General features: G+C 73.6%; 23 protein-coding genes and 1 pseudogene. 15 read left to right on the top strand and 9 right to left on the bottom strand.

The window, feature by feature from the left end; translation table 11 throughout:
• Both IF04_RS0119245 and IF04_RS0119240 read left to right on the top strand, forming a co-directional pair.
• Positions 1–265 (top strand): hypothetical protein (locus IF04_RS0119245; protein WP_030258884.1); only part of this gene is annotated, 265 nt, incomplete at its 5' end.
• Positions 262–1206 (top strand): hypothetical protein, encoded by a 945-nt coding sequence (locus tag IF04_RS0119240; RefSeq protein WP_030258882.1) that lies wholly within the window; start codon positions 262–264, stop codon positions 1204–1206. The genes IF04_RS0119245 and IF04_RS0119240, both read left to right, overlap by 4 nt.
• 132 nt (positions 1207–1338) lie before the next feature.
• Here IF04_RS0119240 and sodN read toward each other — a convergent pair whose 3' ends face one another.
• The gene (gene sodN / locus IF04_RS0119235) at positions 1339–1734 is read right to left on the bottom strand and encodes a superoxide dismutase, Ni (RefSeq protein ID WP_030258879.1); all 396 of its coding nucleotides are present in this window, start codon (positions 1732–1734) and stop codon (positions 1339–1341) included.
• 141 nt (positions 1735–1875) lie between these two features.
• Between sodN and sodX the strand changes: the two genes are divergently transcribed.
• Complete coding sequence (sodX, locus tag IF04_RS0119230) at positions 1876–2316, top strand: nickel-type superoxide dismutase maturation protease (RefSeq protein WP_030258876.1); 441 nt, start codon at positions 1876–1878, stop codon at positions 2314–2316.
• On the opposite strand, the gene IF04_RS40125 is transcribed toward sodX, so the two are convergent.
• Entirely contained in the window at positions 2313–2921 is a 609-nt protein-coding gene (locus IF04_RS40125; protein ID WP_030258874.1) for an ABATE domain-containing protein, read from the bottom strand. The genes sodX and IF04_RS40125 overlap by 4 nt on opposite strands.
• A 90-nt stretch (positions 2922–3011) precedes the next feature.
• Here IF04_RS40125 and IF04_RS0119220 point away from each other — a divergent pair, with 90 nt between their 5' ends.
• Complete coding sequence (locus IF04_RS0119220; RefSeq protein ID WP_030258872.1) at positions 3012–3773, top strand: class I SAM-dependent methyltransferase; 762 nt, start codon at positions 3012–3014, stop codon at positions 3771–3773.
• 77 nt (positions 3774–3850) lie between these two features.
• Here IF04_RS0119220 and IF04_RS0119215 read toward each other — a convergent pair whose 3' ends face one another.
• The 3 genes from IF04_RS0119215 to IF04_RS0119205 are packed head-to-tail and all read right to left on the bottom strand — an operon-like array spanning position 3851 to position 6603.
• A complete protein-coding gene (locus tag IF04_RS0119215; RefSeq protein ID WP_030258870.1) occupies positions 3851–4603 on the bottom strand; it encodes an amino acid ABC transporter ATP-binding protein in 753 nt (250 codons plus the stop codon).
• 29 nt (positions 4604–4632) lie between these two features.
• On the bottom strand, positions 4633–5577 hold the full coding sequence (locus tag IF04_RS0119210; RefSeq protein WP_030258868.1) for an amino acid ABC transporter permease: 945 nt from the start codon (positions 5575–5577) through the stop codon (positions 4633–4635).
• A gap of 57 nt (positions 5578–5634) precedes the next feature.
• Positions 5635–6603, bottom strand: a complete 969-nt coding sequence (locus IF04_RS0119205) for an ABC transporter substrate-binding protein (RefSeq protein ID WP_030258865.1) — start codon at positions 6601–6603, stop codon at positions 5635–5637.
• A gap of 539 nt (positions 6604–7142) precedes the next feature.
• Here IF04_RS0119205 and IF04_RS0119200 point away from each other — a divergent pair.
• The 4 genes from IF04_RS0119200 (at position 7143) to IF04_RS0119185 (ending at position 11586) form a co-directional block, all read left to right on the top strand.
• The gene (locus IF04_RS0119200; RefSeq protein WP_030258861.1) at positions 7143–8345 is read left to right on the top strand and encodes an NAD(P)-dependent malic enzyme; all 1203 of its coding nucleotides are present in this window, start codon (positions 7143–7145) and stop codon (positions 8343–8345) included.
• A gap of 248 nt (positions 8346–8593) precedes the next feature.
• Positions 8594–9556 (top strand): zinc-binding dehydrogenase, encoded by a 963-nt coding sequence (locus IF04_RS0119195; protein ID WP_030258858.1) that lies wholly within the window; start codon positions 8594–8596, stop codon positions 9554–9556.
• Positions 9556–10149: a HutD/Ves family protein gene (locus IF04_RS0119190; RefSeq protein WP_030258854.1), complete on the top strand. Its 594-nt coding sequence runs from the start codon at positions 9556–9558 to the stop codon at positions 10147–10149. Before IF04_RS0119195 ends, IF04_RS0119190 begins: the two co-directional genes overlap by 1 nt.
• A 108-nt stretch (positions 10150–10257) precedes the next feature.
• Entirely contained in the window at positions 10258–11586 is a 1329-nt protein-coding gene (locus IF04_RS0119185; RefSeq protein ID WP_051831371.1) for an extracellular solute-binding protein, read from the top strand.
• Here IF04_RS0119185 and IF04_RS0119180 read toward each other — a convergent pair.
• From IF04_RS0119180 to IF04_RS0119165, 4 genes are all read right to left on the bottom strand, one after another.
• Entirely contained in the window at positions 11583–12461 is an 879-nt protein-coding gene (locus IF04_RS0119180; RefSeq protein ID WP_030258846.1) for an SCO6745 family protein, read from the bottom strand. The two genes, IF04_RS0119185 and IF04_RS0119180, sit on opposite strands and share 4 nt — an antisense overlap.
• Before the next feature lie 179 nt (positions 12462–12640).
• On the bottom strand, positions 12641–13711 hold the full coding sequence (locus IF04_RS0119175; protein ID WP_030258844.1) for a PadR family transcriptional regulator: 1071 nt from the start codon (positions 13709–13711) through the stop codon (positions 12641–12643).
• A gap of 4 nt (positions 13712–13715) precedes the next feature.
• Positions 13716–14594 carry a DUF4097 family beta strand repeat-containing protein gene (locus IF04_RS0119170; RefSeq protein ID WP_051831370.1) on the bottom strand — a complete coding sequence of 293 codons (879 nt, stop codon included), beginning with the start codon at positions 14592–14594 and terminating at the stop codon, positions 13716–13718.
• A 110-nt stretch (positions 14595–14704) separates the two neighbouring features.
• Positions 14705–14887 (bottom strand): DUF6104 family protein, encoded by a 183-nt coding sequence (locus IF04_RS0119165; protein WP_030258837.1) that lies wholly within the window; start codon positions 14885–14887, stop codon positions 14705–14707.
• Positions 14888–15014: 127 nt separating this feature from the next.
• On the opposite strand from IF04_RS0119165, the pseudogene IF04_RS38345 reads away from it, so the two are divergent.
• The 7 genes and pseudogenes from IF04_RS38345 to IF04_RS0119130 all read left to right on the top strand — a co-directional run.
• A pseudogene (locus tag IF04_RS38345) lies at positions 15015–15353 on the top strand (CU044_2847 family protein); the annotation flags it as partial.
• A 29-nt stretch (positions 15354–15382) separates the two neighbouring features.
• A complete protein-coding gene (locus tag IF04_RS0119155; RefSeq protein ID WP_051831368.1) occupies positions 15383–17419 on the top strand; it encodes a VMAP-C domain-containing protein in 2037 nt (678 codons plus the stop codon).
• Positions 17420–17549: 130 nt separating this feature from the next.
• The gene (locus tag IF04_RS0119150; protein ID WP_030258826.1) at positions 17550–18572 is read left to right on the top strand and encodes an AAA family ATPase; all 1023 of its coding nucleotides are present in this window, start codon (positions 17550–17552) and stop codon (positions 18570–18572) included.
• A gap of 7 nt (positions 18573–18579) precedes the next feature.
• The gene (locus IF04_RS0119145) at positions 18580–21861 is read left to right on the top strand and encodes an SAV_2336 N-terminal domain-related protein (RefSeq protein WP_051831367.1); all 3282 of its coding nucleotides are present in this window, start codon (positions 18580–18582) and stop codon (positions 21859–21861) included.
• Positions 21862–21920: 59 nt separating this feature from the next.
• Positions 21921–22139, top strand: coding sequence for an FxSxx-COOH cyclophane-containing RiPP peptide (gene fxsA / locus IF04_RS38785; RefSeq protein ID WP_037959904.1), 219 nt, complete (start codon positions 21921–21923; stop codon positions 22137–22139).
• Between the two features lie 174 nt (positions 22140–22313).
• Complete coding sequence (locus IF04_RS0119135) at positions 22314–23516, top strand: FxsB family cyclophane-forming radical SAM/SPASM peptide maturase (RefSeq protein WP_078600473.1); 1203 nt, start codon at positions 22314–22316, stop codon at positions 23514–23516.
• A complete protein-coding gene (locus IF04_RS0119130; RefSeq protein ID WP_030258816.1) occupies positions 23513–24910 on the top strand; it encodes an aKG-HExxH-type peptide beta-hydroxylase in 1398 nt (465 codons plus the stop codon). Before IF04_RS0119135 ends, IF04_RS0119130 begins: the two co-directional genes overlap by 4 nt.
• The last annotated feature ends 47 nt before the right edge of the window (positions 24911–24957 follow it).

Raw genomic sequence — 24957 nt, 5'->3', positions numbered from 1 at the left:
CCTGCGCACCGCCATCGGCTGGAGCCACCAGCTGTGCAGCCCCGCCGAACGGCTGCTGTGGGCGCGGCTGTCGGTCTTCGCCGGCAGCTTCGACGCCGAGACGGCCCGGGAGATCTGCGCCGACGACCACCTCCCGGCCCAGCAGATCCCTGCCGTACTGGGCACGCTGAGGGAAAAATCGATCCTGATCTGGCAGCCCACCTGGCCCGCCGGGGCGACGCCGCCTGGGTCGGGCCCGACCAGTTCGCCTGGTACGACCGGATGACCGCCGAGCACGACAACCTCCGCGCCGCACTGGAGTACAGCCTGGCCGAACCCGAGGGCCATAGCGCGCTGGAGATGGCCGCAGCGCTGTACTTCTTCTGGCAGGGCTGCGGGTTCGTGAAGGAGGGCCGGCACTACGTGGACCAGGCCCTGGCTGCCGACACCGCCCCCTCCCCGGCCCGGGTGAAGGCCCTGTACACCTGCGGCCAAGTGCTGCTCTACCTGGGCGATCTGCCCGCCCTTGAGGAACGGGCCGCCGAGTGCACCACCCTGGCCGCACACTTCGGCGACACGGAGCGGAGTTACGCGGCCGCCACCGAGCTGCGGGTGTCGGCGCTGCGTGGTGACCTGGCGCAGACGGTGTCCGGGGCCGAGGCCCAGCTCGCCACGGACTGGCGCGACCAACCACTCACCATGGTTCACCTGTCGGCCCTGGTCCTCCTCACCCACTCGCTCGTCGCCGCCGGCCGCTTCGAGGAAGCCGTCGCCTGGCTGGACGAGCTGAGCGCCGCCTGTGACCGGAACGGCGAGCGCAGCATGTGCTCCTGGGGCGACTTCGTCCGCGCCCAGGCCGAGCTGGCGCTGGGCCGGTTCCAGGAGGCCGACGAGCACGCCCGGGCCGCGCTGCTGGTCAAACACCGGCTGCGCGACGGCGTGGGCACCGGCCACGCCCTGGAATCGCTGGCCCGCTCGGCCACCGCCATGGGCCGGTACCGGGACGCCGCGTGGCTGCTCGGTCTGGCCGCGCAGCTGTGGGAGACGCTCGGCCGGCCACACGCGGGCATCCCCCCGATGGTGGCCGCCCACCAGGTCTGCGAACGCCGGACTCGCGAAGCCCTCGGGGCGGACGCCTACCGGCGCGCCTTCGACGCCGGTCACGCCATCGACCCGGACACCGGCATCGCCCATGTCCTCAACCCCGCCGCCGCGCCGTCTCCCTAGTCCGGTAACCACCATCGGTCACCCACAACTCGCAGAAAAACCCACAACTCGCAGAAAAAAAAGACCGCACCCGGCCCGCCATGGCCGCCGTGTGGGGCGGCCTGCGGACCGGGTGCGGTCGGAGGGCCGGGGTCAGGCCTTCTTGGTCTCCCAGAAGATCTTGTCGATCTGGGCGATGTAGTCCAGGGCCTTCTGGCCGGTGGCGGGGTCGTTCGAACCCTTGGCGGCCGAGAGGGCCTTGAGGGTGTCGTTGACCAGCTGGTGCAGCTCCGGGTACTTCTCGAAGTGCGGGGGCTTGAAGTAGTCGCTCCACAGCACCGAGACGTGGTGCTTGGCCAGCTCCGCGCGCTGCTCCTTGATGAGGATCGCGCGGGCGCGGAAGTCCGCGTCCTCGTTGGCCTGGTACTTCTCCTGGACGGCCTTGACCGACTCGGCCTCGATGCGGGCCTGGGCCGGGTCGTACACGCCGCAGGGCAGGTCGCAGTGGGCGCTGACCTTCACCTTGGGGGCGAACAGGCGGGAAAGCATGTTCAATCCTTCCTCGTGATCGTCTTCTCAGGTGCGAGATTACTCGGTACGGGAAGGCTTTTCTCGGGTGGGCCGGGGGTCTTAGGGCAAAAGTCCGGTGGGAAGCTGGGGCCGGTGGAGGATTGGACCAGGAGGTGCCGGATGCCGGAGCAGGTGCATGAGCGCTGGCCCGATCAGGGGCAGGAGCAGGGCCGGGAGGGCCGGGGGCCGCTCCGGACGATCGGTCTCGCCGAGGTGTACAACCCCTCGATGGTGCCCACTTTGCGGCCCGGGGACCAGCTGGTCGTCCGGTACGGCGCGGTAGTGCGACCGGGCGACGTGATCGTCCTGAAACATCCCTTCCGGCAGGATCTGCTCATCGTCAAGCGGGCGGTGGAGCGGCGCGCGGGCGGCTGGTGGGTCCAGGGGGACAACCCCTTCGTGGAGAACGACAGCCGGGAGTTCGGCACGGTGCCGGACGAGTTGGTGGTGGCGCGTGCGTGGCTGCGGGTGCGGCCGCCGCGGGAGGTCAAGCGGTCGGTCGCCGGGGTGCTGGGGTGGGCGGTGTCGGCGGTCCGGCCGGTACGGAACGCCCGCCGTTAGGCGCCGGCGCCTTCCGGGCCCTCCGGCTCGGTACGGCCGCGGGCCGATTCCTGGCGCTTGCGGGCGCGGTAGGCCGCGACGTTGGCGCGGGTGGCGCAGCGGTCGGAGCAGTAGCGGCGGGAGCGGTTGGTCGAGGTGTCCAGGTAGACGTTGCGGCACGGCGCCGCCTGGCAGCTGCCGAGGCGGTCCACGCCCAGTTCGGTGAGGTGGACGGCCAGGCCCATGCAGGCGGTGGCCGTGTAGCCGGCGGTGGCGTTGGCGGCGTGGTCCGCGATGTGCAGGTGCCAGTCGGGGCGGCCGTCGGCGTCCCGCGTCTCGTGCCCGGAGATCTGCGGGCTGACCGGGAATTCCATGAGGAGGGCGTTGAGGAGGTCGACGGCCAGTACCTCGTCGCCGGCGGCGGCCGCCTCGAAGATCGCGCGCAGCCGGGTCCGTACGGCGCGCAGCCGGGTCACGTCGGCCTCCGTGGCCCGCCGGGCGGTGTGCTGGGCGGGGCCGAAGAGGGCGCGGACGGCCTCGACCGACGTCAGGGTGTCGGTGCCGCGCTCCGGCTGTTCGCTGTTGACCAGCCGCACGGCATAGTCCGAGTAATAGGCCAGTTCCACTTGTAGTCCTTACCGGGCGCGGGTTAGTCTGCGTACCTACCCGTAATGGGCGTTGTCTGTTCGAGGGTATTACAGGCGGGAGGGGTTCCGGTGACCGAGGCCGTGGCACAGACGGACTGGCAGGCGTGGCAGGACAGTTGGGACCGGCAGCAGGAGTGGTACCTGCCGGACCGCGAGGAGCGGTTCCGGGTGATGTTGGACATGGTCGAGGCCGTGGTGGGCCCCGAGCCGCGCGTCCTGGACCTCGCGTGCGGCACCGGCAGTATCACCGACCGGCTGCTGAAGCGGCTGCCGGGTGCGCTCAGCACGGGCGTCGACCTGGACCCTGCGCTGCTGGCCATCGCGGAGGGATACTTCGCGGACGAGCGGCGGGTGGAGTTCGTCCGGGCCGACCTGAAGGACCCGGCGTGGCCGGCGAAGCTGCCGTACGAGACGTATGACGCGGTACTGACCGCCACCGCGCTGCACTGGCTGCACAGTGATGAGCTGAGCGTGCTGTACGGGCAGCTGGCGGGCCTGGTCCGGGAGGGCGGCGTCTTCCTGAACGCCGACCACATGCCGGACCCGTCCACGCCCCGGCTGAACGCCGCCGACCGGGCGCAGCGGCACGCCCGCATGGACGCGGCCAAGGCGGCCGGCGCGGTGGACTGGAAGGCATGGTGGGAGCTCGCGGCCGCCGACCCGGTGCTGGCCGGGCCGACCGCCGAGCGGTTCGAGATCTACGGTGAGCACGCCGAAGGGGAGACACCCTCGGCGGCGTGGCACGCGCAGACGCTCAGGGACGCCGGCTTCGCCGAGGCCCGCACGGTCTGGGCCTCGCCTTCGGACGCGATGGTGCTGGGGCTCAAGTAGGCCCAAATGCGCGAGAAGGGGCGGTACCGGCCGGTGGCCCGTACCGCCCCTTCTCCTACTGCTCTCGTACCGCGTGCTCAGAGCACCTTCGACAGGAACGACTTCGTGCGCTCGTGCTGCGGCTTGGTCAGGACGTCGCGCGGGTGGCCGGACTCGACGACCACGCCGTCGTCCATGAAGACCAGCGAGTCGCCGACCTCCCGGGCGAAGCCCATCTCGTGGGTGACCACGACCATGGTCATGCCGTCCGCGGCCAGGTCCTTCATGACGTCCAGGACGTCGCCGACCAGCTCCGGGTCGAGGGCCGAGGTCGGCTCGTCGAAGAGCATCAGCTTGGGCTCCATGGCGAGCGCGCGGGCGATCGCCACGCGCTGCTGCTGGCCGCCGGAGAGCTGGGACGGGTAGTTCCCGGCCTTGTCCTTCAGGCCGACGCGGTCCAGCAGCTTCAGGGCACGCTCGCGGGCCGACGCCTTGGACTCGCCCTTGACCTGGACGGGCGCCTCCATGACGTTCTCCACCGCGGTCATGTGCGGGAAGAGGTTGAAGCGCTGGAAGACCATGCCGATGTCGCGGCGGCGGGCCGCGACCTCCCGGTCGCGCAGCTCGTACAGCTTGCCGTTGTGCTCGCGGTAGCCGACCAGCTCGCCGTCGACCGAGAGCCGGCCGGCGTTGATCTTCTCCAGGTGGTTGATGCAGCGCAGGAAGGTCGACTTGCCGGAGCCGGACGGGCCGATCAGGCAGAAGACCTCCTTGGGCGCGACCTCCAGGTCGATGCCCTTGAGGATGTGTGCGGCGCCGAAGGACTTGTGGACGCCCTCGGCCTTGACCATGGGGACGGCCTTGTTGTTCTTGTCCGTCATCAGGCACCTCCGGCAGCAGAACGGTTGAAGCCGCCGGACAGCTTGGCCTTGGCCTTCTGCAGCGGGGTGAGCGGGAGCTGGCGGCTGGAGCCGCGGGCGTAGTGGCGCTCCAGGTAGTACTGGCCGACGCTGAGCACGCTGGTGGCGACGAGGTACCAGACGGCGGCGAGGATCAGCATCTCGACGACGACGCCGGAGTCGCGGCCGACGTTCTGCGCGGACTGCAGCAGGTCGTAGTACTGGACCGCGATCACCAGCGAGGAGGTCTTGAGCATGTTGATGACCTCGTTGCCGGTCGGCGGCACGATGACGCGCATCGCCTGGGGCACGACGATCCGGCGCAGGGTCTTGCCGTGGCTCATGCCGAGCGCGTGCGCGGCCTCGGTCTGGCCCTCGTCGACGGCGGTCAGGCCGGCGCGGCAGATCTCCGCCATGTACGCGGCCTCGTTCAGGCCGAGGCCGAGCAGCGCGCACAGGAACGGGGTCATGAAGTCCGACCACTCGTCCTTGTAGATCGGCATGATGTCGATGTACTGGAAGACGAGGCCCAGGTTGAACCAGAGGAAGAGCTGGACGTAGACCGGCGTGCCGCGGAAGAACCAGATGTAGAACCACGCGACGGTCGAGGTCACCGGGTTCTTGGACTGGCGCATCACGGCGAGGATCACGCCGAGCACCACGCCGATCACCATGGACAGCACGGTGATCAGGAGGGTGTTGCGCAGACCGCGCAGGATGTCGGAGTTGAAGAGGTAGTCGGGGATCGCGTCCCAGTTGACGTTGCCGGTCGCGAACGCCCGGACGAGGAGCGCGAGCACGGCTATGACCAGCAGGGCGGCGACCCAGCGGCCGTAATGGCGGACGGGCACGGCCTTGATCGGCTCGGGCAGCGGCGGGGGAGCGTCCTGCGGCGGCCTGGCCGCCTTGTCGACGTCGACAGACACGGGTGTTGCCTTTCGGGGTTCGGCGGAGTTCGGCGGGCGGGAAGGGGCGGTGCGCGGCTACGCGCCGCCGTTGAGCTTCACTTCCTTGACCCCCGCGTCCTTGACCTGCCACTTCTCGAGGATCTTGGCGTAGTCCCCGTTCTTGATCGTCGCCTCCAGCGCGGCCTTGAGGGCGTCGCGCAGCTGCTCCTGGCCCTTGGGGACGGCGATGCCGTACGGGGCGGCCTCGACCTGGTCGCCGACGACCTCGAAGTCCTTGCCGCCGCCGGAGGTCTTCACGGCGTACGCGGCGACCGGGTAGTCGCTGGAGACCGCGTCCACGCCGGCGGTGCGCAGCCGGGTCTGGGCCTCGGAGTCGTTGTCGAACGCCTCGATGGAGATCGTCTCCTCGCCGTCCTTCTTGCACTTCTCCGCCTGGTCCTTGGCGTAGTCGTGCGAGACGGTGCCGCGCTGTACGGCGATGGACTTGCCGCACAGGTCGGCCCAGTCCGAGACGGTGTCGCTCTTGCCCTTCTGGACGTAGAGCGAGACGCCGGCGTTGAAGTAGTCGACGAAGTCGACGCCCTCGCCGATCTTCTTGCCGGTGGTGGAGTCGATGCCCTCCTGGCGCTCCTTGGTGTCCGTCATGGCCGACATGGCGATGTCGTACCGCTTGGACTTCAGGCCGCCCATGAGGGTGTCGAAGGTGGCGTTGTTGAAGTTGAGCTTGACGCCCAGCTGCTTGCTCATGGCGGCGGCGAGGTCGGGGTCGATGCCCACGATCGCGCCGTTCTTCCGGAATTCCACCGGCTTGTACGTCGCGTCCGAGCCGACCTGGAGGAAGCCCTTGTCCTGGACGGCCTTGGGGAGCTTCTTGAAGAGCGGGGCGTGCACGTTGCGGGTCTTCGCGGCCTCGCGCTTGGCGATGGCGGCGTCCGTCTGGTCGCCGCAGCCGCTGAGCAGGAGGGCGGCCACGACCGCTGTCGCTGCGCCGGCGGCCGTGCGGGACCTGCCGGAGGCCGGGCGACGACGGATACTTGCGGTCATGCGTTTCCTCCTGCTGCGGAACGGATTCAGCCGGCTGGGGGCGGGGCGGGGGAGCCGGCCGGGCGGGGCCGGGCACACACCATCGGGCATCGCGACCTCGTTCGGTCACGGAATCTTGCCATCCGGACTCCGTTATTCGGACTGCTGAAGAGGTCAAAATCGCATAACGGACGTGGCGAAGCTGGTCAGCGGTGTATAGCGGGCACGCTCGGACCGCTGCGGAGGCGGCATGGACCCGAAGTCTCGGTATGTGGACGGAAGATGATCCACGCGTCCGGCTTTTCGAGGAGTTCGCGGTTATTGTCGGAATTGCGTACGCGAGGGTAACCAATCTGACTCGTCGGGGTGCACGCCCGTCGGGTACAAAGGGTCGTTACACCCCTCATCCGGGGCTCAGGGCGCGTGTGCGGCGCGCCCGGCGTCCGTACCTCCCCCCGCGCGGCGGCCATCCGCGGCGCAGGGACCGGACGCGGTGCCCGCCCGCTCTGCAACCAGGGAGCGGTCACCCTCAACTGATTTACGACAAAGGGGTCAGAACAGTGGCAGCGGAGATCGTCAATCCTCGCAGCGACAGCAATACGGACGAAGAGCCCTTCGATCCGGCCTTCGCGCTCCACCGCGGCGGCAAGATGGCCGTCCAGGCGACGGTGCCGGTGCGCGACCGGGACGACCTGTCCCTGGCGTACACGCCCGGCGTCGCCAAGGTGTGCAGCGCCATCGCCGAGAAGCCCGAGCTCGTCCACGACTACACCTGGAAGTCCCAGGTCGTCGCCGTGGTCACGGACGGCACCGCGGTGCTGGGCCTGGGCGACATCGGCCCGGAGGCGTCCCTCCCGGTGATGGAGGGCAAGGCCATCCTCTTCAAGCAGTTCGGCGGAGTCGACGCGGTGCCGATCGCGCTCGCCACCACGGACACCGACGAGATCGTCGACACGGTCGTGCGGCTCGCGCCCTCCTTCGGAGGCGTGAACCTGGAGGACATCTCCGCGCCGCGTTGCTTCGAGATCGAGCGTCGGCTTCAGGAGAAGCTGGACATCCCGATCTTCCATGACGACCAGCACGGCACCGCCGTGGTCACGCTGGCCGCGCTGCGCAACGCAGCCAAGCTCACCGACCGCGCGCTGGGGCAGCTGCGCGCGGTCATCTCGGGCGCCGGTGCGGCGGGCGTCGCCATCGCCAAGATCCTCATCGAGGCGGGCATCGGGGATGTCGCGGTGTGCGACCGCAAGGGCATCGTCTCCGCGGACCGCGAGGACCTGACGGACGTCAAGCGCGAGCTGGCCGGCTTCACGAACAAGGGCGGCCTCACCGGCTCCCTGGAATCCGCGCTGGAAGGCGCGGACGTGTTCATCGGAGTCTCCGGCGGCACGGTCCCGGAGGAGGCGGTGGCGAAGATGGCGAAGGACTCGCTGATCTTCGCGATGGCCAACCCGAACCCGGAGATCCACCCGGACGTGGCGCACAAGTACGCCGCGGTCGTGGCCACCGGGCGCAGCGACTACCCGAACCAGATCAACAACGTGCTCGCCTTCCCGGGCATCTTCGCGGGCGCCCTCCAGGTGCGTGCCTCGAAGATCACCGAGGGCATGAAGCTCGCCGCGGCGGAGGCGCTCGCCGCGGTGGTGGCCGACGAGCTCAGCGCCGACAAGGTCATCCCCTCGCCGTTCGACGAGCGGGTCGCCCCGGCGGTGACGGCCGCGGTGGCCGCGGCCGCCCGTGCGGAGGGCGTGGCTCGCCGCTGACGCGGCTTGCCGCCTGTGGTCCGGGCCCGCTTCCCTCTGGGGGAGCGGGCCCGGCCCCGTAAGGGGCGCGGGGAACTGCGCGACCGGCCACGATGTTGCCGCAGCGGGCCACCGTGGGAAGGTCCCGAGCTCTTGGCCCGGCCGCGGCGCCGTGGGGGTTGCTCGCGCAGTTCCCCGCGCCCCTGTCGGGGCGCATGTCACACCGCGTCGTGGTTCCGCTACCGCACTCCCCGGCCTACGTTGGGATCATGTTCGCTGCCTACGCCGCCCGAATCGACCGTGACGATCCGCTCGCCGGACTGGAGTTGGGCGAGCGCCCGGCTCCCGAGGTCCGCCCGGGCTGGACGACCGTCAACGTCAAGGCCGCCTCCCTCAACCACCACGACCTCTGGTCGCTGCGCGGGGTGGGACTCGGCGAAGAAGCCCTCCCGATGATCCTCGGCTGCGACGCGGCCGGTATCGACGCGGACGGCAACGAGGTCGTCCTGCACTCCGTGATCGGCCAGACCGGCCACGGCGTCGGCCCCGGGGAGCCGCGCTCCATCCTCACCGAGCGGTACCAGGGCACCTTCGCCGAGCAGGTCGCCGTCCCCACGTGGAACGTGCTGCCCAAGCCGAAGGAGCTCACCTTCGCCGAGGCCGCCTGTCTGCCGACCGCCTGGCTGACCGCGTACCGGATGCTCTTCACCAACGCCGGCGTGCGGCCCGGCGACTCGGTACTGGTCCAGGGCGCGGGCGGCGGCGTGGCCACCGCGGCGATCGTGCTCGGCGCCGCGGCCGGCCTGCGGGTCTTCGCCACCAGCCGGGACGAGGCCAAGCGCAAGCGGGCGCTGGACCTGGGCGCCGAGGGCGCCTTCGCGACCGGCGAGCGGCTGCCGCAGCGGGTCGACGCGGTGATCGAGACCGTCGGCGCCGCCACCTGGTCGCACTCCGTCAAGTCCCTCAAGCCCGGCGGCACGCTCGTGATCTCCGGCGCCACCAGCGGCTTCAACCCCGAGAAGACCGAGCTGAACCGCATCTTCTTCCTGGAGCTGAAGGTCGTCGGCTCGACCATGGGCGACAAGGAGGAGCTGGCGAGCCTGCTCAGCTTCTGCGCAGCCAAGGGCGTCAAGCCGGTCATCGACTCCGAACTGCCGCTGGACCGGGCCCGCGAGGGCTTCGCGAAGATGGCGGAGGGTGACCTCTTCGGCAAGGTCGTGCTGACCGTCTGATGGATCGCGTACAACTGCTGCCGGCCGCCGGACGCACCGCCGCCCCCTGGAGCAACGGGGGCGGCGTGACCCGGGAGATCGCCGCCGGGCCGCCCGGCGCGGGCTGGGACGCCTTCGACTGGCGGGTCAGCCTGGCGGGCGTGGACCGGGACGGCCCGTACTCCCCGCTGCCCGGAGTCCGGCGCATCCTCACCATGGTCGCCGGGGCCGGCATGGAGCTCACCATCGACGGAGAACGGACCCCCGTCACCGAGCGGTTCCGGCCGCTGTCCTTCCCCGGTGCCGCCGCCACGGACTGCCGGCTCGCCGCCGGTCCCGTCGTCAACTTCAACGTGATGGTGCGCGACGGGCGGTGCGCCGCCGAGGTGGCGATGGCCCGCGGCCGGTACGTGGTGCGCCCGGCGCCGGACCCGGACGGCGCGGTACTGGTCGCCGCGGTGGCCGGCGCGGTGCTGCTGACGCCCGCGGGGAGCGCCGAAACGGTACCGCTCGGCCGGTACGACGCCGCGCTGCTGCCCGCCGGGACCGGGGCCGACCTCGACGCGGGCCCTGACGGCGTCGCCGCCGTCGTCACGTTCACCGCGGGCGGCTGATTTCCGTACCCCCGCGCCGCCCGTAGGTGATCCTGTGCTCAGGAATGGCGAAGGGTACGGCCGGGGGAACCACCCGCTCGCCAGCGGGACTTCAGCACAGAGGCGGACATGGTCATACGGCAGCGACGCGCGCCCTTTTTCCCTTCGGCAACGGCAGGCGCGGCGGGCCGGCGGCGCACCGCCCGCAGGGCGGCCGGGCTGGCCGCCGCGCTGGCGCTGACGCTCACCGCGTGCGGCGGCGCGGGTCCCGCGGGCGACGCGGACGTCACGCTCGACCTGGTGGTCGCCGACTACGGCAAGCGCACCGCCCGGTCCTCGGCCGACTACTGGAAGCGCGTCGTCGACGCCTTCGAGAAGCGGCACCCGGAGATCGCGGTGCACATGGACCCGGTGCCGTACAACCGGCTGGACAAGACGGTCGCCGCGCGGGTCGCGGCCGGTGACGCGCCCGACATCGCACAGACCGGCGTCTTCGCCCCGTACGTGGCGAAGGGGAAGCTCTACAGCGCGGACGAGACGCTCTCCATCGGCACCCAGGCCGACTTCGTCCCCGCGCTGGCCAGGGCGGGCGAGATCCACCACGTGCAGTACGGGATGCCCTTCAGCGCCAGTACGCCGCGCCTCTTCTACAACAAGAAGCTCTTCAAGCGGGCGGGGATCGAGCGCCCGCCGGTTTCGTGGGCCGGGATCGAGCGCGCCGCGGCCGCGCTGAAGGACGCCGGAGTGCAGACGCCGTACGCGCTGCAGACCGGCCCGGAGGCCGCCGAGGACGAGACGCTGAGCTGGCTGCTCGGCAACAACGGCGGCTACGTCGGCATGAGCGGCGGCTACACCCTGGACTCCGCCGAGAACACCGCGGCGCTGACCGCGGTGCGCGACGGCCTGGTCGCCCCGGGCCTGACCGGCCCCAAGGGCTCCGCGCTCAACCGCACCGAGGCGTACCGCGGCTTCGTCGCCGGCAAGGTCGGCATGGTCCTCGCCCACCCGGTGCTGATCCCGATGGCCGAGGCGGCCCATGTCCCGTACGGAACGGCCCCCTTCCCCCGGCGCTCGGGCGGCGCGGCGACGTCCGCCGGGCTCTCGGACTGGCTGGTGGCCTTCAAGCAGCACCACCACGCCCGGCAGATCGGCACCTTCCTGGACTTCCTGTACGGCACCGACAACGCGGTGCACTACGCGGGCGGGCAGGGCACCCTGCCGGTGACCGTGCCGGCCGCGGAGAAGATGCGCGCGGACGCCGTGTACCGGCCGTTGTGGCCGTTCGTGGACCAGCTCCCGAAGGTCCAGTTCCAGCCGATGGCCACGCGGAGCTGGCCGCGGGTCCGGGCGGCGCTCCAGGAGAAGATCGCCGGCGCACTCTCCCGGGGCGGCGACCCCGCCGCCGTCCTGGCCGGCCTGCAGGACGAGGCGGACCATCACGCGGCCGGCGTCCACTAGTACGCGACGCGGATCGTGCTGATGCCCAGGGTGGTGGTCTTCGGGAGGTGGCCGGACTCGAAGACGGCGGTCAGCAGCGGGGTGATCAGCTGGGCGAGGCGGTCGGCGCGGGCGCGGCCCAGCGCCCGCCACGGGCCCGCGGCCAGCTGGTCCGTCAGCCGCTCGACCGCCTCCCGGCCCTCGCGGGCGCGGTCGGTGGCGCGGCCGTCGGGCGCGATCCAGCCGCGCGCGGCCAGCCGGTCGCGGGCCTCGTGCCACTCCTGCGGGGACCAGCCGCGGCTGCGGAAGTGCTCCTCCGGCGCCGCGCCCACCGCCGCGAACGAGACCAGCGACTCGCACGGGTCCAGTCCCGCGGTGAGCAGCGCGGCCAGGTGCCCGTCGCCGCGGTGCTCGCGCAGGACGGTCAGCGCCTGCCACAGCTCCAGGTGCGGCTCGGCAGGCCAGGGCAGGTCCAGATTGGCGGCGGCCAGCGGCCGGGCGGCCGGTATCGCGTTCTCCGCGGCCTGGCGGGCCAGCCGGGCCGCCTCCGCGAGCTGCTCCTTGGTCAGCCGGTCGCCGATCAGCCGGCGCAGTACGCGGTCCATCGCGTGCAGCCGGGCCTCCAGCACCTTCGCGGGCGCGGCCGTCGACCAGATCAGCGGCACGTACTGCTCGACCATCCGCGGGCTGAAGCTGTAGTACGTGGCGGCCACCAGCTCAGGCCCGGCGGCGCCCAACGGGGCGGTGCGCCAGGCGAAGTAGCTGGGCCAGCGGGTTCCGACGTCGTACCCGAGCGCCGCCGCCTCCTCGAAGGCCTCGGGAGCGAAGTAGAGGGTGGCGTGCAGCGGTTCGAGGTGGTGCCACAGCCTGCGGGCAACCGCGGGATACTCCGACATCGCATACCTCATGGCCTTCAAGTGACTTATGAATAAGGAGAGTTGAAGTCAAGCGTGGGCAAGGCCATGGGTCGGCGGAACGCCGCGGCCGGTCCGAGTACGGACGGCGGCCCTGCGAAGGGCCGGGTTCCCCGATTACCTGGGGTGAACCCGGCCCTTCGAAAAATAACCGTGAGTGATTACTGAGGGGGGCGTCGCAGCAGCGCGCCGATGTGTGCGGCGGCCGTCGCGAGGTGCTGCCGGGCCGCCGCCAACTGGGCTTCGTCCACGCCGTGGTCGCGCGCCGCGTCCCGGAGGTCGTCGCGGAACCGGTCCAGCAGCCGGTCCAGATCACGGGCCGGATCGCCGGTGGCCGGTTCGTGCACCCAGGCCGGCTCCGGAGGCGCGGAGTCGGCTGTACCGGACGCCGCGGATTCGGTGGTACCGGACGCCGCGGATCCGGCGGTACCGGATGCCGTCGGCCCGGAGCCACCGGACGCCGCCGCGAAGCCCTCCGTGAAGCGGCCGACCTCGCGCGAGACCTCGGACAGCACATCGCGCACCGCGCCCGGCCAGTCGCCCGAGCGCACCTGCTCCTGGGCCCGCTCCTGCACCCGGCGGATGACCTCCTGGACCTCCTCGCGCGCCGAGTCCTTGGCGTTCTTGGCCTGCTTACGGGCGCGCTGTGCCTCCTGCTTGGCCCGCCGGCTCTCCTCCTTCGCCCGCCGGGCCTGCTCCTTCCACTCCTCCTTGGCGCGCCGGAACTCCTCCTTGGCGTACCGCCACGCCTCGGGGTCGTCGGGGCCGCGGTCGAACGCCTCGGAGGGGCCCGGGAAGCCGGGGAAGTCGGGGCCGCCCGGCCTGCCGTTGCGCCCTGCCTGCCGGCGAGTGGCCTGCGCGGCCTCGCGCATCTCGCGGCGCAGGTCGCGCGCCGAACCGCTGACGTCCTCGCGGATGTCGGAGGCCAGCGCCGCGACGGACTCGCGGATCTCCAGCTCCAGTTCGGCCAGTTCGCCGCCGCGGGCCGCCAGTTCGGCGCGGCCCGCCTCGGTGATGGAGTACACCTTGCGGCCGCCCTCGGTGGCGTGCGTGACCAGGCCCTCGTCGGAGAGCTTGGCGAGGCGCGGGTAGACGGTGCCGGCGGAGGGCGCGTACAGGCCCTGGAAGCGCTCCTCCAGCAGCCGGATGATCTCGTAACCGTGGCGGGGCGCCTCGTCCAGCAGCTTCAGCAGATACAGACGGAGGCGGCCGTGCGCGAAGACGGGGGGCATGGCTCTACAGCACCTTCTTGTCGGCGGGCGGGTCGGCGGGGGCGTCCTCGGTGCGCGGGCGGCGCAGCAGGGCCAGTGAGCCGGAGACGGTGGTGACCTTCAGGCGCCCGGTGCCCGCGCCGAGCCGTCCGGTGATGTTCTTGGCGCCCCACTGGCCGCCGACCCGCAGGTCGTCGAAGGCATTGGAGACGGCGCCGCTGGTGGTGCTGGCCTCCACCTCGGTGTCGGCCGGTTCCGGCAGCCGGATGGCGACCTCGCCGGAGACCGTCGTGAGGTGCACGTCGGTGCCCTCCGCCGCCGGGTCCAGGTCCACGACCATGTCGCCGGTGACCGACTCGGCACGTACGGAACTGCCGCCGCCGTCGATGATCGTCAGATCGCCGGAGACGGAGTGGAACCGCAGGTCGCCGGTGACGGCCTGGGCCTCGACCCGGCCGGTGACGGTCTCGGCGCGCACCGGCCCGGTCAGCCGGACCAGGGTGGCGTCGCCGGAGACGCCGCGCAGCTCCGTACGCCCGGTGATGCCGGAGAGCACCGCGCTCGCGCCGACCGTGCCGACCTCGACCCGGGCGGCGGCCGGGACGGTCACCGAGACGACGGCGCTGCGCTGCCAGCCCTTGCGGTCGAGGAACTTCAGCAGTCCCCGCCAGGGGAGGTCGTCATAGCCGACGGTGAGCGTGCCGCGGTCGTGGGAGACGGTGAGCGGCGGGCCGTCGATCTCGGTGATCTCGACTCGGGTGCGGTCGGTCGTCGTGCTGCCGACGACATTCACCGTGCCGCCGTACACCCGCACCTGCAGCGTGTTCACCGGCGCGTCGATGTCGAGCGTGCGCGGCTCGGCCACCTCGGCCGGGCCGTCCGGCCACTCTTTGCTGGCTGACATGACGTGCCTCCCCTGTGTACGACAACGCAACATATCGTGTTCGTTGAGAACACGATATATCGCGGTACGGGGAAGTCAAGCGCCCTGCGCCGGCAGGTAGGCGCCCCTCGTCACTCGTCGTCGTCCTCGTCGTCCAGCCGCGCCAGCCAGGTCGCCAGCCGCTCCACCGGCACCTCGAAGTCGGGGTTGAGGTCGACGAACGTCCGGAGCTGCTCGGCGACCCAGCCGAGGGTCACCTCTTCCTCGCCGCGCCGGCTCTCCAGCTCCTCGATACCTCGGTCGGTGAAATACACGTGAGTGCTCCGCTAAGGGGGTAGGGGTAAGGACATTCCAGGTCAGGATAGGCAGCGGCGGTCCGGGACCGCGCATCGGCACCGGGCACGGGCCGGCCTCCTGGCGCAGGGGGCAGCGGGGGGTGGCATGAGCGAGGACGCGACGCGTGTCGCACGGATCGAACTGCCGGACGGCACGCCCGTCTGGGCCCGGATATCCGGCGCCGAGGATACGGAGGACTACGCCGACAGCGGCTTCTTCAGCGACCGCGTCGTCGGGCGGCTGGAGAGCCTGGACGGGCTGGTGCACGGCGTCGCCCGGTCGCTGGCCGGGGCGCTCCAAGGGCTGCGGCCCGACGAGGTCAGCGTGCAGTTCGGCATCGAGCTGAGCGGGAAGTCGGGGACCCTGGTCGGACTGCTCGCGGACGGCGAGGCCAAGGCCGCCATCAACGTCACCCTCACCTGGCAGGGCGGCCCGCCCGCCGACCTTGCGGAGGGCGGGACCGGGGGCGGCGCATGACCGGGGCGCACGATCCGGACGCGTACTTCTCCCGGCGCTTCGCCCCGCTCGTCAAGGCCGCGACGGTGCGCATCCACGCCGCCCGGGACGGGTATCCCCACGGAGGGCAGTCCGAGCCGCCGCTGTGGGGGAGCGGCTTCTTCGTCGCCCCCAACTGGGTGCTCACCTGCGCCCATGTCGCGCTGGAGGGCGAGGGGGGCGAAGTGGGCGTGAGCTTCGAAGGGGGCAGCGCGCGCGGCCGCGTCGAATGGGCCGAGCCCGCGGTGCGCACCGATGGCCTGCTGCCCGCCCCCGACCTCGCCCTGATCCGGCTGCTCCAGCCCACCGCGCACCCCTGCTGCTGGCTCTCGCCGCGCACGGTGCGGGCACACGGCGGCGAGCGCGTCGCGTACTTCGGGTACACGGAGATCGCCGGGACGGTCGGCGCGTTCGACGGACGGTGCACCGTGCGCGGCGAGTTCGGCGGCGAGGGCCTGCTGCGGCTCGGCAACGAGGACGAGATGCCGGAGGGGCTCTCCGGCGGCCCGCTGGTCGACGTCGAGCGCGGTGAGGTGATCGGCGTACTGAAGGGACGGCGCGGCGGTGCGCGCGACGGCGGGCTCGGCATCGCGCTGGCCCAGCTGCGCCGGATCGGCGTCCCCGGCACCCCGATCGGCCGCGAGGAGGACGACCCGTACCACCGTGTCCTGCACGCCCACGACCGGTACCACGCCGACCGGCACGCCGACGTCAGCGAGGCCCGGGACACCTGGACCGAGGCGCAGAGCGGGCTGCCCGCCTCGGCCGCCACGGTCGCGGCGCTGACCCCCAAGCGCCGGGTGGTGCTGCACGGCCTGCTCGCGCAACTGCCGCCGCCGGCCGGCACGCCCGCGCTGGTGGCCCTGGTCGACGAGCTGCTGCCGCGCCGCGGCGAGGGGCTCTCGCCCGCGCCCCGCGGCTGGCGCGAGGGGCTGGAGGTCTACCTCGACCGCCTCGAACTGCGCGATGAACACAGCGAGTTGGAGGCAGTGCTGCGGTACGCGGTGTACGCCGCGACCGCCGAGCATCCGTATCCGGCGACGACCGAGGCGGCGGACGCGGTCTGGGACTGGGTGCGCGATCTGGCCATGACCGAGCTGCCGCCGCTGGCCCGGAACCGGCTGGGCGCCGAGTGGCACGCCCGGGTGCGGGCCCGCGCGGTCGGCCGGGGCCGCCGCACCGGCGAGCACGCGGCCGCGGGCGGCCCACTGCCGTCCGTCCTGCTGGAGATCACCGAACGCGCCTGGGAGCAGGGCCGGTTCGACTGGTACCTCACCGCGAGCAGACCCTCCGGCGACCTGCCGCTGGGCGAGGGCCGGCACGGCACGGCGCTGGCCGACCTGCCCGCCGAGCTGGCCGGCCCGCTGGGCGAGGCGTTCCGCCGCAGCGACGAGCCCGGCCGCCCGGCCGTCCTCGAAGTCGCCCTCAGACAGGCGCTGCTGGACCTGGACGTGGACACCTGGCGGATACCGCCGGGCAGCAGACCGATAGGGGAGCTGCGGCCGGTGGTGGTGCGCTGCGCGGACCGGCCGCCGGGACCGGCGTGCGGCGAAGGGGACGGTACGGACCCGGGGACCGGGCCGCAGGAGCGCTGGACCCGGCTGCACGAGGACGGCATGGAGCACACGTGCGTCGACTGCGACGAGGGCCGCCCCGAGGAGGTGACGGCGGACCTGCTGCGGGAGCTGGGGCCGCGGTCCTTCCCCGTGCTGTGCCGGGTCCCCGGGGGCGACGGCGGGGCCGCGACGATCCGCCGGATCGTCGGCAGCGGCCACCCGGTGGCACTGTGGCGCAGGGAGCGCATGGACCCGGTGTGCGGGGAGTACCACCGCGGGATACTGCGCACGGTCAAGAGCGGCACGACCGCCCACCGGCTGCCCCTCGCCGTCCGTGAGCTGCGCGCCGGCATCGGCGCGGCGGAGCCGGAAGCGTACTGGTCACGCGGGATCACGCTGCTGTACGACGATCCGGGACGGCCGTTGCCGGGCGCGGACGATGTGCTGGAGACGCCGTGAGGGGCACCCGGTTCCGGGCGTGCTCCCACCGGTTTCCGTGTGCTTCTACCGGGTCGCGGTCCGTCCCGATACGGTCGGAGCGTGGCCGGTGCGCTACCGCCGATGACCCACCACCGACGAGGAGTTCGCAGTGAGCGGACCGAACGAATGGCTCATCTACCGCGGCACGGGCGAGCCCCACGACGGCATCGCCGCGCTCCCCGACCCGCCGCCCTGGCGGGACTTCGACGGCGGCCCGCTCGTCGCGCCCGGCCCCGCCACCGACAGCTCCTCCACCCGGCGGCTCGGCGAGCACGTCGCGGAGATGCACCGGCCCAGCGCCGAGGAGCTGGAGATCGTCAACGCCGCGCTGTACCTGCGCCGTCCGCTGCTGGTCACCGGCAATCCCGGCACCGGCAAGAGCACCCTCGCGCACGCCGTCGCCCACGAGCTGAAGCTCGGCAGGGTACTGCGCTGGCCGGTGGTGAGCCGGACGACGCTGGGCGACGGGCTGTACCGCTACGACGCGATCGCCCGCCTCCAGGACGTACAGATCGCCGCGAGCAGCCGGGCGGCCGGCGGGCCCGGCGCGCAGGCCGCGACGCCCGGCGGCATCGGCAGCTACATCCGGCTCGGGCCGCTGGGCACCGCCCTGCTGCCCACCGCGCAGCCGCGCGTCCTGCTCGTCGACGAGCTCGACAAGAGCGACATCGACCTGCCCAACGACCTGCTGAACGTCCTGGAGGAGGGCGAGTTCGCCATCCCCGAGCTGGAGCGGCTGGCGGAGCGGGAGCCCGAGGTGGAGGTGCTCACCGACGACGGGCAGAAGGTCCGCATCCGCGACGGGCGGGTGCGCTGCCACGCCTTCCCGTTCGTCATCCTCACCAGCAACGGCGAGCGGGACTTCCCCGCGCCGCTGCTGCGCCGCTGCATCCACCTGGAGCTGGGCCAGCCCGACCACAAGCGGCTGGCCACGGTCGTCCGGGCGCACCTCGGCGAGGAGGCGGCCCGCGCGGGGGACGACCTGATCGCCCGCTTCCTGGAACGTTCCCGCAGCGAACTGCTCGCCGCCGACCAGCTCCTGAACGCCATCCACCTCACCCACCAGGCCGCCCCCACCAGTCGCGACCGGCTCGCCGACCTGCTCATCCAGCGCCTCGACCGGCCGAGGTGAACGCGTGATGCGGGACCGTGCAGGACGCCCCACCGCCCCGCAGAGCTGGGCCGACGTCGTCGCGGCGCTGCGCGGCGCGGGCCTGGACCCGGATGCCGGGGAGCTGGCCGACGCCCTGTGGCTGGCGCAGTGGTGCCGGCCGCACGGGGCCGCCGCGGAGCAGGAGAGCGGCGGCGGCACGGCGGACGCCAAGGGCCGGGCGCCGGGCGCGCGGACGCCCGCGCCCCCGCGCACCGGCACCCGGCAGGACGCCCCCGGCGCCGACCGGGAGCCGCCCGGCAGCGGGTCCGCCGGGCCGCCCGGCGCCACCCATGTCGCGCTCTACCCGGCGGGCCAGGAGCTGCCCGGCAGCGGTGCGGGCGCGCCCGCCGGTCCGTACGGCAGCGGCCTGCCCGTGGGCGTGCCCGCCGCGCCCGCGCTGCCCGACCTGCTCGCCCTCCAGCGCGCCCTGCGCCCCCTCCAGCGGTACCGCAGCGCGGCACCCGCCGTGCACCACGTCCTGGACGAGACGGCGACGGCGGAGCGCAGCGCGCGGTCGGGCGGGTTGGTGATGCCGGTGTTCCGCGCGGTCCCTCGGGCCGAGGCGTCGCTCCAGCTGATCATGGACGCGTCCTCCTCGATGTGCGTCTGGGAGCGGCTGCTCCACGAACTCCAGCAGGTCTTCGCCCAGTTGGGCGCCTTCCGCGACGTACAGGTGCAGTTCCTGCACCAGGGCCCGGACGGCCGCCCCGCGGTCTCCCGCCGCTTCGAGACGGCGCACGCGCCGTTACGCTCCGCTGACCAGCTCAGCGACCCCACGGGCCGCCGCGTCACCGTCCTGGTCAGCGACTGCGCGGGCCCCCTGTGGCGCAGCGGCCAGGCGCACCGGCTGCTGCACCGGCTCGCCCGGCAGGGCCCGCTCGCCGTCCTCCAGCCGCTGCCGCAGCGCATGTGGTCCCGCACCCGGCTGCCCGTCTCCTACGGCACGCTGCGCCGCGGCGAGGGCCCGTCCTACGCCACGGCCCTGCACTTCACGGGCGACACCGCGCAGGCCGGCGGGGGCGCGCTGCCGGTCCCCGTACTGCCGCCCACCGCGGGCGCCCTCGCCGCCTGGGCCCGGCTGCTCTCCGGTACCGGCGCCGGCAAGGTGCCCGCCGCCGTCGGCTGGCTCCGCGCCGACCAGCCCCCGGCCCCCGCCCCTCGCCCCCGCGACCCGCTGCCCGCCGCCGAGGTCGTCGCCCGCTTCCGCCGCGCCGCCTCGCCCGGCGCGGCGCAGCTCGCGGTCTATCTGGCGGCGGCCCCGCTGTGCCTGCCGGTGATGCAGCTGGTGCAGCGCACGATGCTGCCGGGGACCGGCCCGGCGGAGCTGTCGGAGGTGCTGCTCGGCGGGCTGCTGACGCGCACGGACGGCGAGTCGATGGCCGGCGGCCCCTGGTACGAGTTCGTCAAGGGCGTGCAGGAGGTACTGCTCGGACCGCTCGGCAGGGACGAGGCGCTGCTGGTGCTCAAGCACTGCTCGGCGTATGTGGAGCAACGGTTCGGCAAGGGCGGCCCGAACTTCCCCGCGCTCGCCATCGCGCAGCTCACCGGCGACCGGCGCGCGGACCCGGCGGAGTCGGCGGCCCGGCTGCGCACCCATCCGCCGGGCGACGGGCCCGGCGTACGGGCCCCGCAGCCGTTCGCCGAGGTCGCGGCGCACGTCCTGGAACGGTTCGTCCCGCTGCGCACCATCACCACCGACGGGCACGAGGGCCCCGGCGGCCCGGCGTCCTCCGAGGCGGTGCGCCGCTCTCAGGCGCTGGTGCAACGGTTCGCCGCCGACGGCATGGTGCAGAACCTCCTCGACGCGGTACAGCTGCTGCGGCACGCCACCGGGCGCGAGCGGCACCGCGGCGCGGACACCGCGCTGTGGAGCGAGCTGGCGGAGACCCTGCTGCGGCTGTGGGAGCTGCAGGGCGGCCGGGCGCTGCTGCGCGAGGCGCGGGAGGCGGCGCGTACGGCGGCGCAGTCCGGCGAGGCGCGCGCCCGCACCGCGCTGGGACGGGTGCTGCACACCGAGGCGGGGGAGCGGCGCGCGGCCGGTGACGACCGCGGCGCGCTGGACCTGCTGCGCCGCGCCGACCGGGAGTTCACCGCCGTGTGCGCGACCGCCGGGCTGGAGCCGTGGCACGCCCTGGAGATCACCCTGGAACGGGTGCAGGTCCTGGAGGAGCAGTGGCGGCTGGGCGGCGACAGCGGGCTGCTCCAGGAGACCGTCGGGATGCTGGAGGCGTTCGCGGACGCCTGGCCGTACGACGAGGCGCAGCCGCACGGCCTGCCGCTGGCGCACGGGCGGGCGCTGCTGCGGCTGGCCGGTACGGCCGCCGACCGGGAACAGGCCGCGGCCTATGCCGAGCAGGCCGCGGCCTCGCTCACGCACGCGGCCGACGCGATGGCCGCCGAGGAAGCGCCCGAGGACGCCCGGCTGTGGGCCCGGCTGGACCTGACCGACGCGCTGCTGATGCTCACCGGTACCGCGCTGGACCGGGCCGGGCGGCTGGTCGAGGACATGGAGGAGGCGGCGCAGGGGCCGGACGAGCGGGCCGCCGTGCTGGTGCGCGCCGCCCGGCTCGCGGTGCGCCGCTTCGAAGCGGACGGCGACGCCGGCCATTTGGCGGAGGCCGACCGGCGGTACGAAGCGGCCTGCCGCGCGGTGCCCCGGGACCGCGAGGGCTACGGCGACCTGATCGAGGAGTGGGGCGACGCGCTGATGCGGCGGGCCCGCGAGCCCGGCGGCCGGGCCGTCATCCACCGTACGGTCCGGGTGCTGCGGGACTGCCGGATGGAGACCGCGGCCGGCGACCCGCGGCTGGCGCGCCGGCTGCTCATGCTCGGCCGCGCCCTGCTGCTGCGCAGGACCGACGACGACCGGGTGGACCTGCGGGAGGCCGAGCACCTCTTCGGGCTCGCCGCGCAGTCCGCCGCCGACCCGCTGGTCCGGGCGGAAAGCTGGCTGGAGCTGGGCGGCGCGCACCGGCTGGCGCACCGCCGCTCCGGCCTGGACGCGCAGCTCGAACAGGCGGCGGACGCCTATCGTCGCGCCGCCGACGCGGCACGCGCGGCCCAGGAGGACGCGGCGGACCCGGACGCCGCCGTACGGCTGTGCGCCCGCGCGTACCACCTGCGCGGCGAGGCGTACGAGGACGCGCGGCGGCCGCGTGCCGCGCGCGACGCCTACCGGCTGGCCCTGGAGGAATGGCGGCGGCTGCCCGACGAGGGCGGCCCGGCGGGCCGGGAGACCTCGCGCCGGCTCATGGACATCGGCGGGTGACAGACGGCAGATTGGAACATGCGTACCGGCGGGGGCAGTTGGCGGAAAGGGGCAAGGCGATGAGCGCGAGCCGCAAGGACACGGAGGCCGGGACGGCGGAGGCCGGGGCCACGGTGCCGCCGGCCGGCGAGCTGCCCGAGCTGCCCGAGCTGCTCGCCCTGGACCTCGAGGAGCTGCGGACGGTGGACCACCCGGTGCTGTCGGAAGTACTGGAACGGATCCGGACGCGGGTGGACGAACCCACGGAAATGCTCTGGGGATTCAATGCCGCCTTCTGACGCGCGCCTTCTGAAGTGAATCGGCAGCACCCGAACAGTTTCAGTCGTCGTTGCCGGGAGAACCGGACACCGGCGATCGCGGCCGGTTTGGTCACGCCGCCCCGCAGGGATACTCCGCCTCGGACCGGCGACGGGGGCCGTCCCTGCGCGGGCCGCGGCTTTGGGGGTGCGGACGTGGCGCAGCAGACCGTACGGGACACGGGCCCGTCGGCGGCGGACCGGCCGGACGTCCCCTCTTTCCGGCACCCTTTCCGGCAGTTCATCCTCAAGGTGCACGGCCACTGCAACCTCGCCTGCCGCTACTGCTACCTCTACGAGGCCGCCGACCAGGGCTGGCGGGACCGCCCCGCCACGATGAGCGACGCGGTCCTGGACCGCACCACCGCCCGTATCGCCGAGCACGCCGCGGCCCACGGCCTGCGGCACGCGGCGCTCGTCCTGCACGGCGGCGAACCGTTGCTGGCGGGCGCGGACCGCCTCGGCCGCGCCGTCGAGCTGCTGCGCACCCGCCTCCCCGGGGACTGCACCCTGCACCCCACCGTCCAGACCAACGGCACCCTGCTCACCCGCGCCCGGCTGCGCACCCTCGCGGACCACGGCATCCGGGTCGGCGTCAGCCTCGACGGCGGGCTGCCCGCGCACAACGCCGCGCGCGTGGACCACGCGGGGCGCCCGGCCTGGAGCCGCGCCGTCCGCGGCCTGCGCCTGCTCGCCGAGGAGCAGCCGGACGCGTACGCGGGCATCCTCGCCGTCGTCGACCCGCGCACCGACCCCCTGGAGACCTACGCCTCGCTGCGCGCGCTCCGCCCGCCGCGCCTGGACCTGCTGCTCCCGCACGGCAACTGGACCGCCCCGCCACCGGGTCTCACTCCCGGCCCCGACCGCCCCACCCCGTACGGCGACTGGCTCTGCGCCGTCTTCGACGCCTGGTGGGACGGCGGCGCCGGGCAGCCGCGGGTCCGGCTCTTCGAGGAGTGCCTGGCCCTGTTGCTGGGCGCGCCGGCCGGCGGCGAGTCGCTGGGCCTGACCCCGTTCACCGCCGTCGTGGTGGAGACAGACGGCAGCATCGAGCAGGTCGACTCCCTGAAGTCCGCGTACGAGGGCGCCGCCGCCACCGGGCTGGACGTCTTCCGCCACCCCTTCGACGAGGCCCTCGCGCACCCGGGCATCGCCGCCCGGCACGCGGGCGCCGCGGCCCTCGCCCCCGTGTGCCGCGCCTGTCCGCTGGTGCGGGTCTGCGGCGGGGGCCAGTACGCGCACCGCTACCGGCACGGCAGCGGCTTCGCCAACCCCTCGGTGTACTGCGCCGACCTCCAGCGGCTGATCCGGCACGCCGCCGGGCGGCTGGCGAGCGCCACCCGGGGGCCCGCCCGATGAGCAGCCCCGTACCCGCGGGCCTGCTGCGTGAGCTGGGCCGGTCCGAGGGCGGTGCGGAGGCGCTGCGGCTGCTGGTGGACGACCAGCGGACGCGGCTGCTGCTGTTGCTGCGCGCGCTGCTCGACGCGGTGGACTCCGCCCGCGGGCCGAGCGTGCCGCGGCCCGCGGGGGCCCGGGTGGCGGAGCACTGGGCGCTGCTGGAGGACGCCGACCGCGCCGACCGGGACGCCACCCGCCGGGTGCTGTACTACCCGCTGCTCGGGCCCTGGGTGCGGCGCGCCCTGCGCGGCCTCGCCGCCGCCGTACCGCCGCCCGGCCTCCTCCCCGACCTCGAACACCTCGGCGCCGTCGCCGCCGCGGCCGCCGCCCGCGCCCGGCTCCCGTTCGCCCTGAAGCTGCGCGCTCCGACTGGCGTACTGGCCCTGCCCACCCTCGGCGCGTACACCCTGCACGGGCGGGCGGCCGGCCGCGAGGGACCGCCGCCCGATCTCGAACTCGCCTACTGCAATGGCAGGTTGACCATCCGCCCGCCAGGCGGGCCGGCCGCCGTGCTGCTGCACCGGCCCGACGGGTCCTGGGAGTCGGCCGACCCCGCTTGGCGGCCGCTGCGCCCGCTCACCGGCGGCCCCCACTCCGTACTCCTCGACGACCTCGACCCGTTCCGCACGGCCGACAGCGGGCTGGAGCGGCACGGCCTGAAGCCCGCCGAGCCGCTCACCACCGCCGAACGGGCCCGCTGGCAGGCGGCCTGGGCCGGGGCCCGGCCGCTGCTGGAGCGCGGCGGCCCGACCCGCGCCCTGGAGGCGGACGTCCTGCTGGACTGCGTCGTGCCGCTCGCCCCGCCCCCCAACGCCAGCCCGCACGCCGCGGGCCCCGCGCACTGCAGCGGCACCCGCCGCGAGGCGTTCGGCGCGGTCCTCAGCTCCACCCCGCAGACCCCCGCCTTCCTCGCCGCGACGCTCGTCCACGAACTCCAGCACGCCAAGCTCGCCGCGCTCGCCGAACTGGCGCCGCTGCACCACGACACCGGCACCGCCCTGCACTGGGCCCCCTGGCGGCCCGACCCGCGCCCCTTCGACGGACTGCTCCAGGGCACGTACTCGCACCTCGCGCTCGCCGACTACTGGCAGCGCTTCGCACTCACCGCCACCACCGCGCTGGAGCGCCACACCGCATGGGCCGAGCACTCCCGCTGCCGCGAACAGGTCGGCGCCGCGCTGCCCACGCTGCTCGGCTCGCGCACCCTCACCCCGGCCGGCCGCGTCCTGGTCGGCGCGATGGCCGACCGGCTCACCCGATTGCGGGAACGCCCGCCTCCCGAGGGGTACTTGGCCCGCGCGAGCGCCTACGTGGAGACCTCGCGGACGATGTGGCGACGACAGCACGCGCGATGACCGCCGACGACCGGTTCGCCGGTGTATGTTCCCCAGCAGGGCAGCTC

The sequence above is a fragment of the Streptomyces violens genome (assembly GCF_000717745.1).
Lineage (GTDB): Bacteria > Actinomycetota > Actinomycetes > Streptomycetales > Streptomycetaceae > Streptomyces > Streptomyces violens.
The sequence above is the reverse complement of the archived record's forward strand: the minus strand, read 5'-3'. Positions and strand labels throughout refer to the sequence as shown.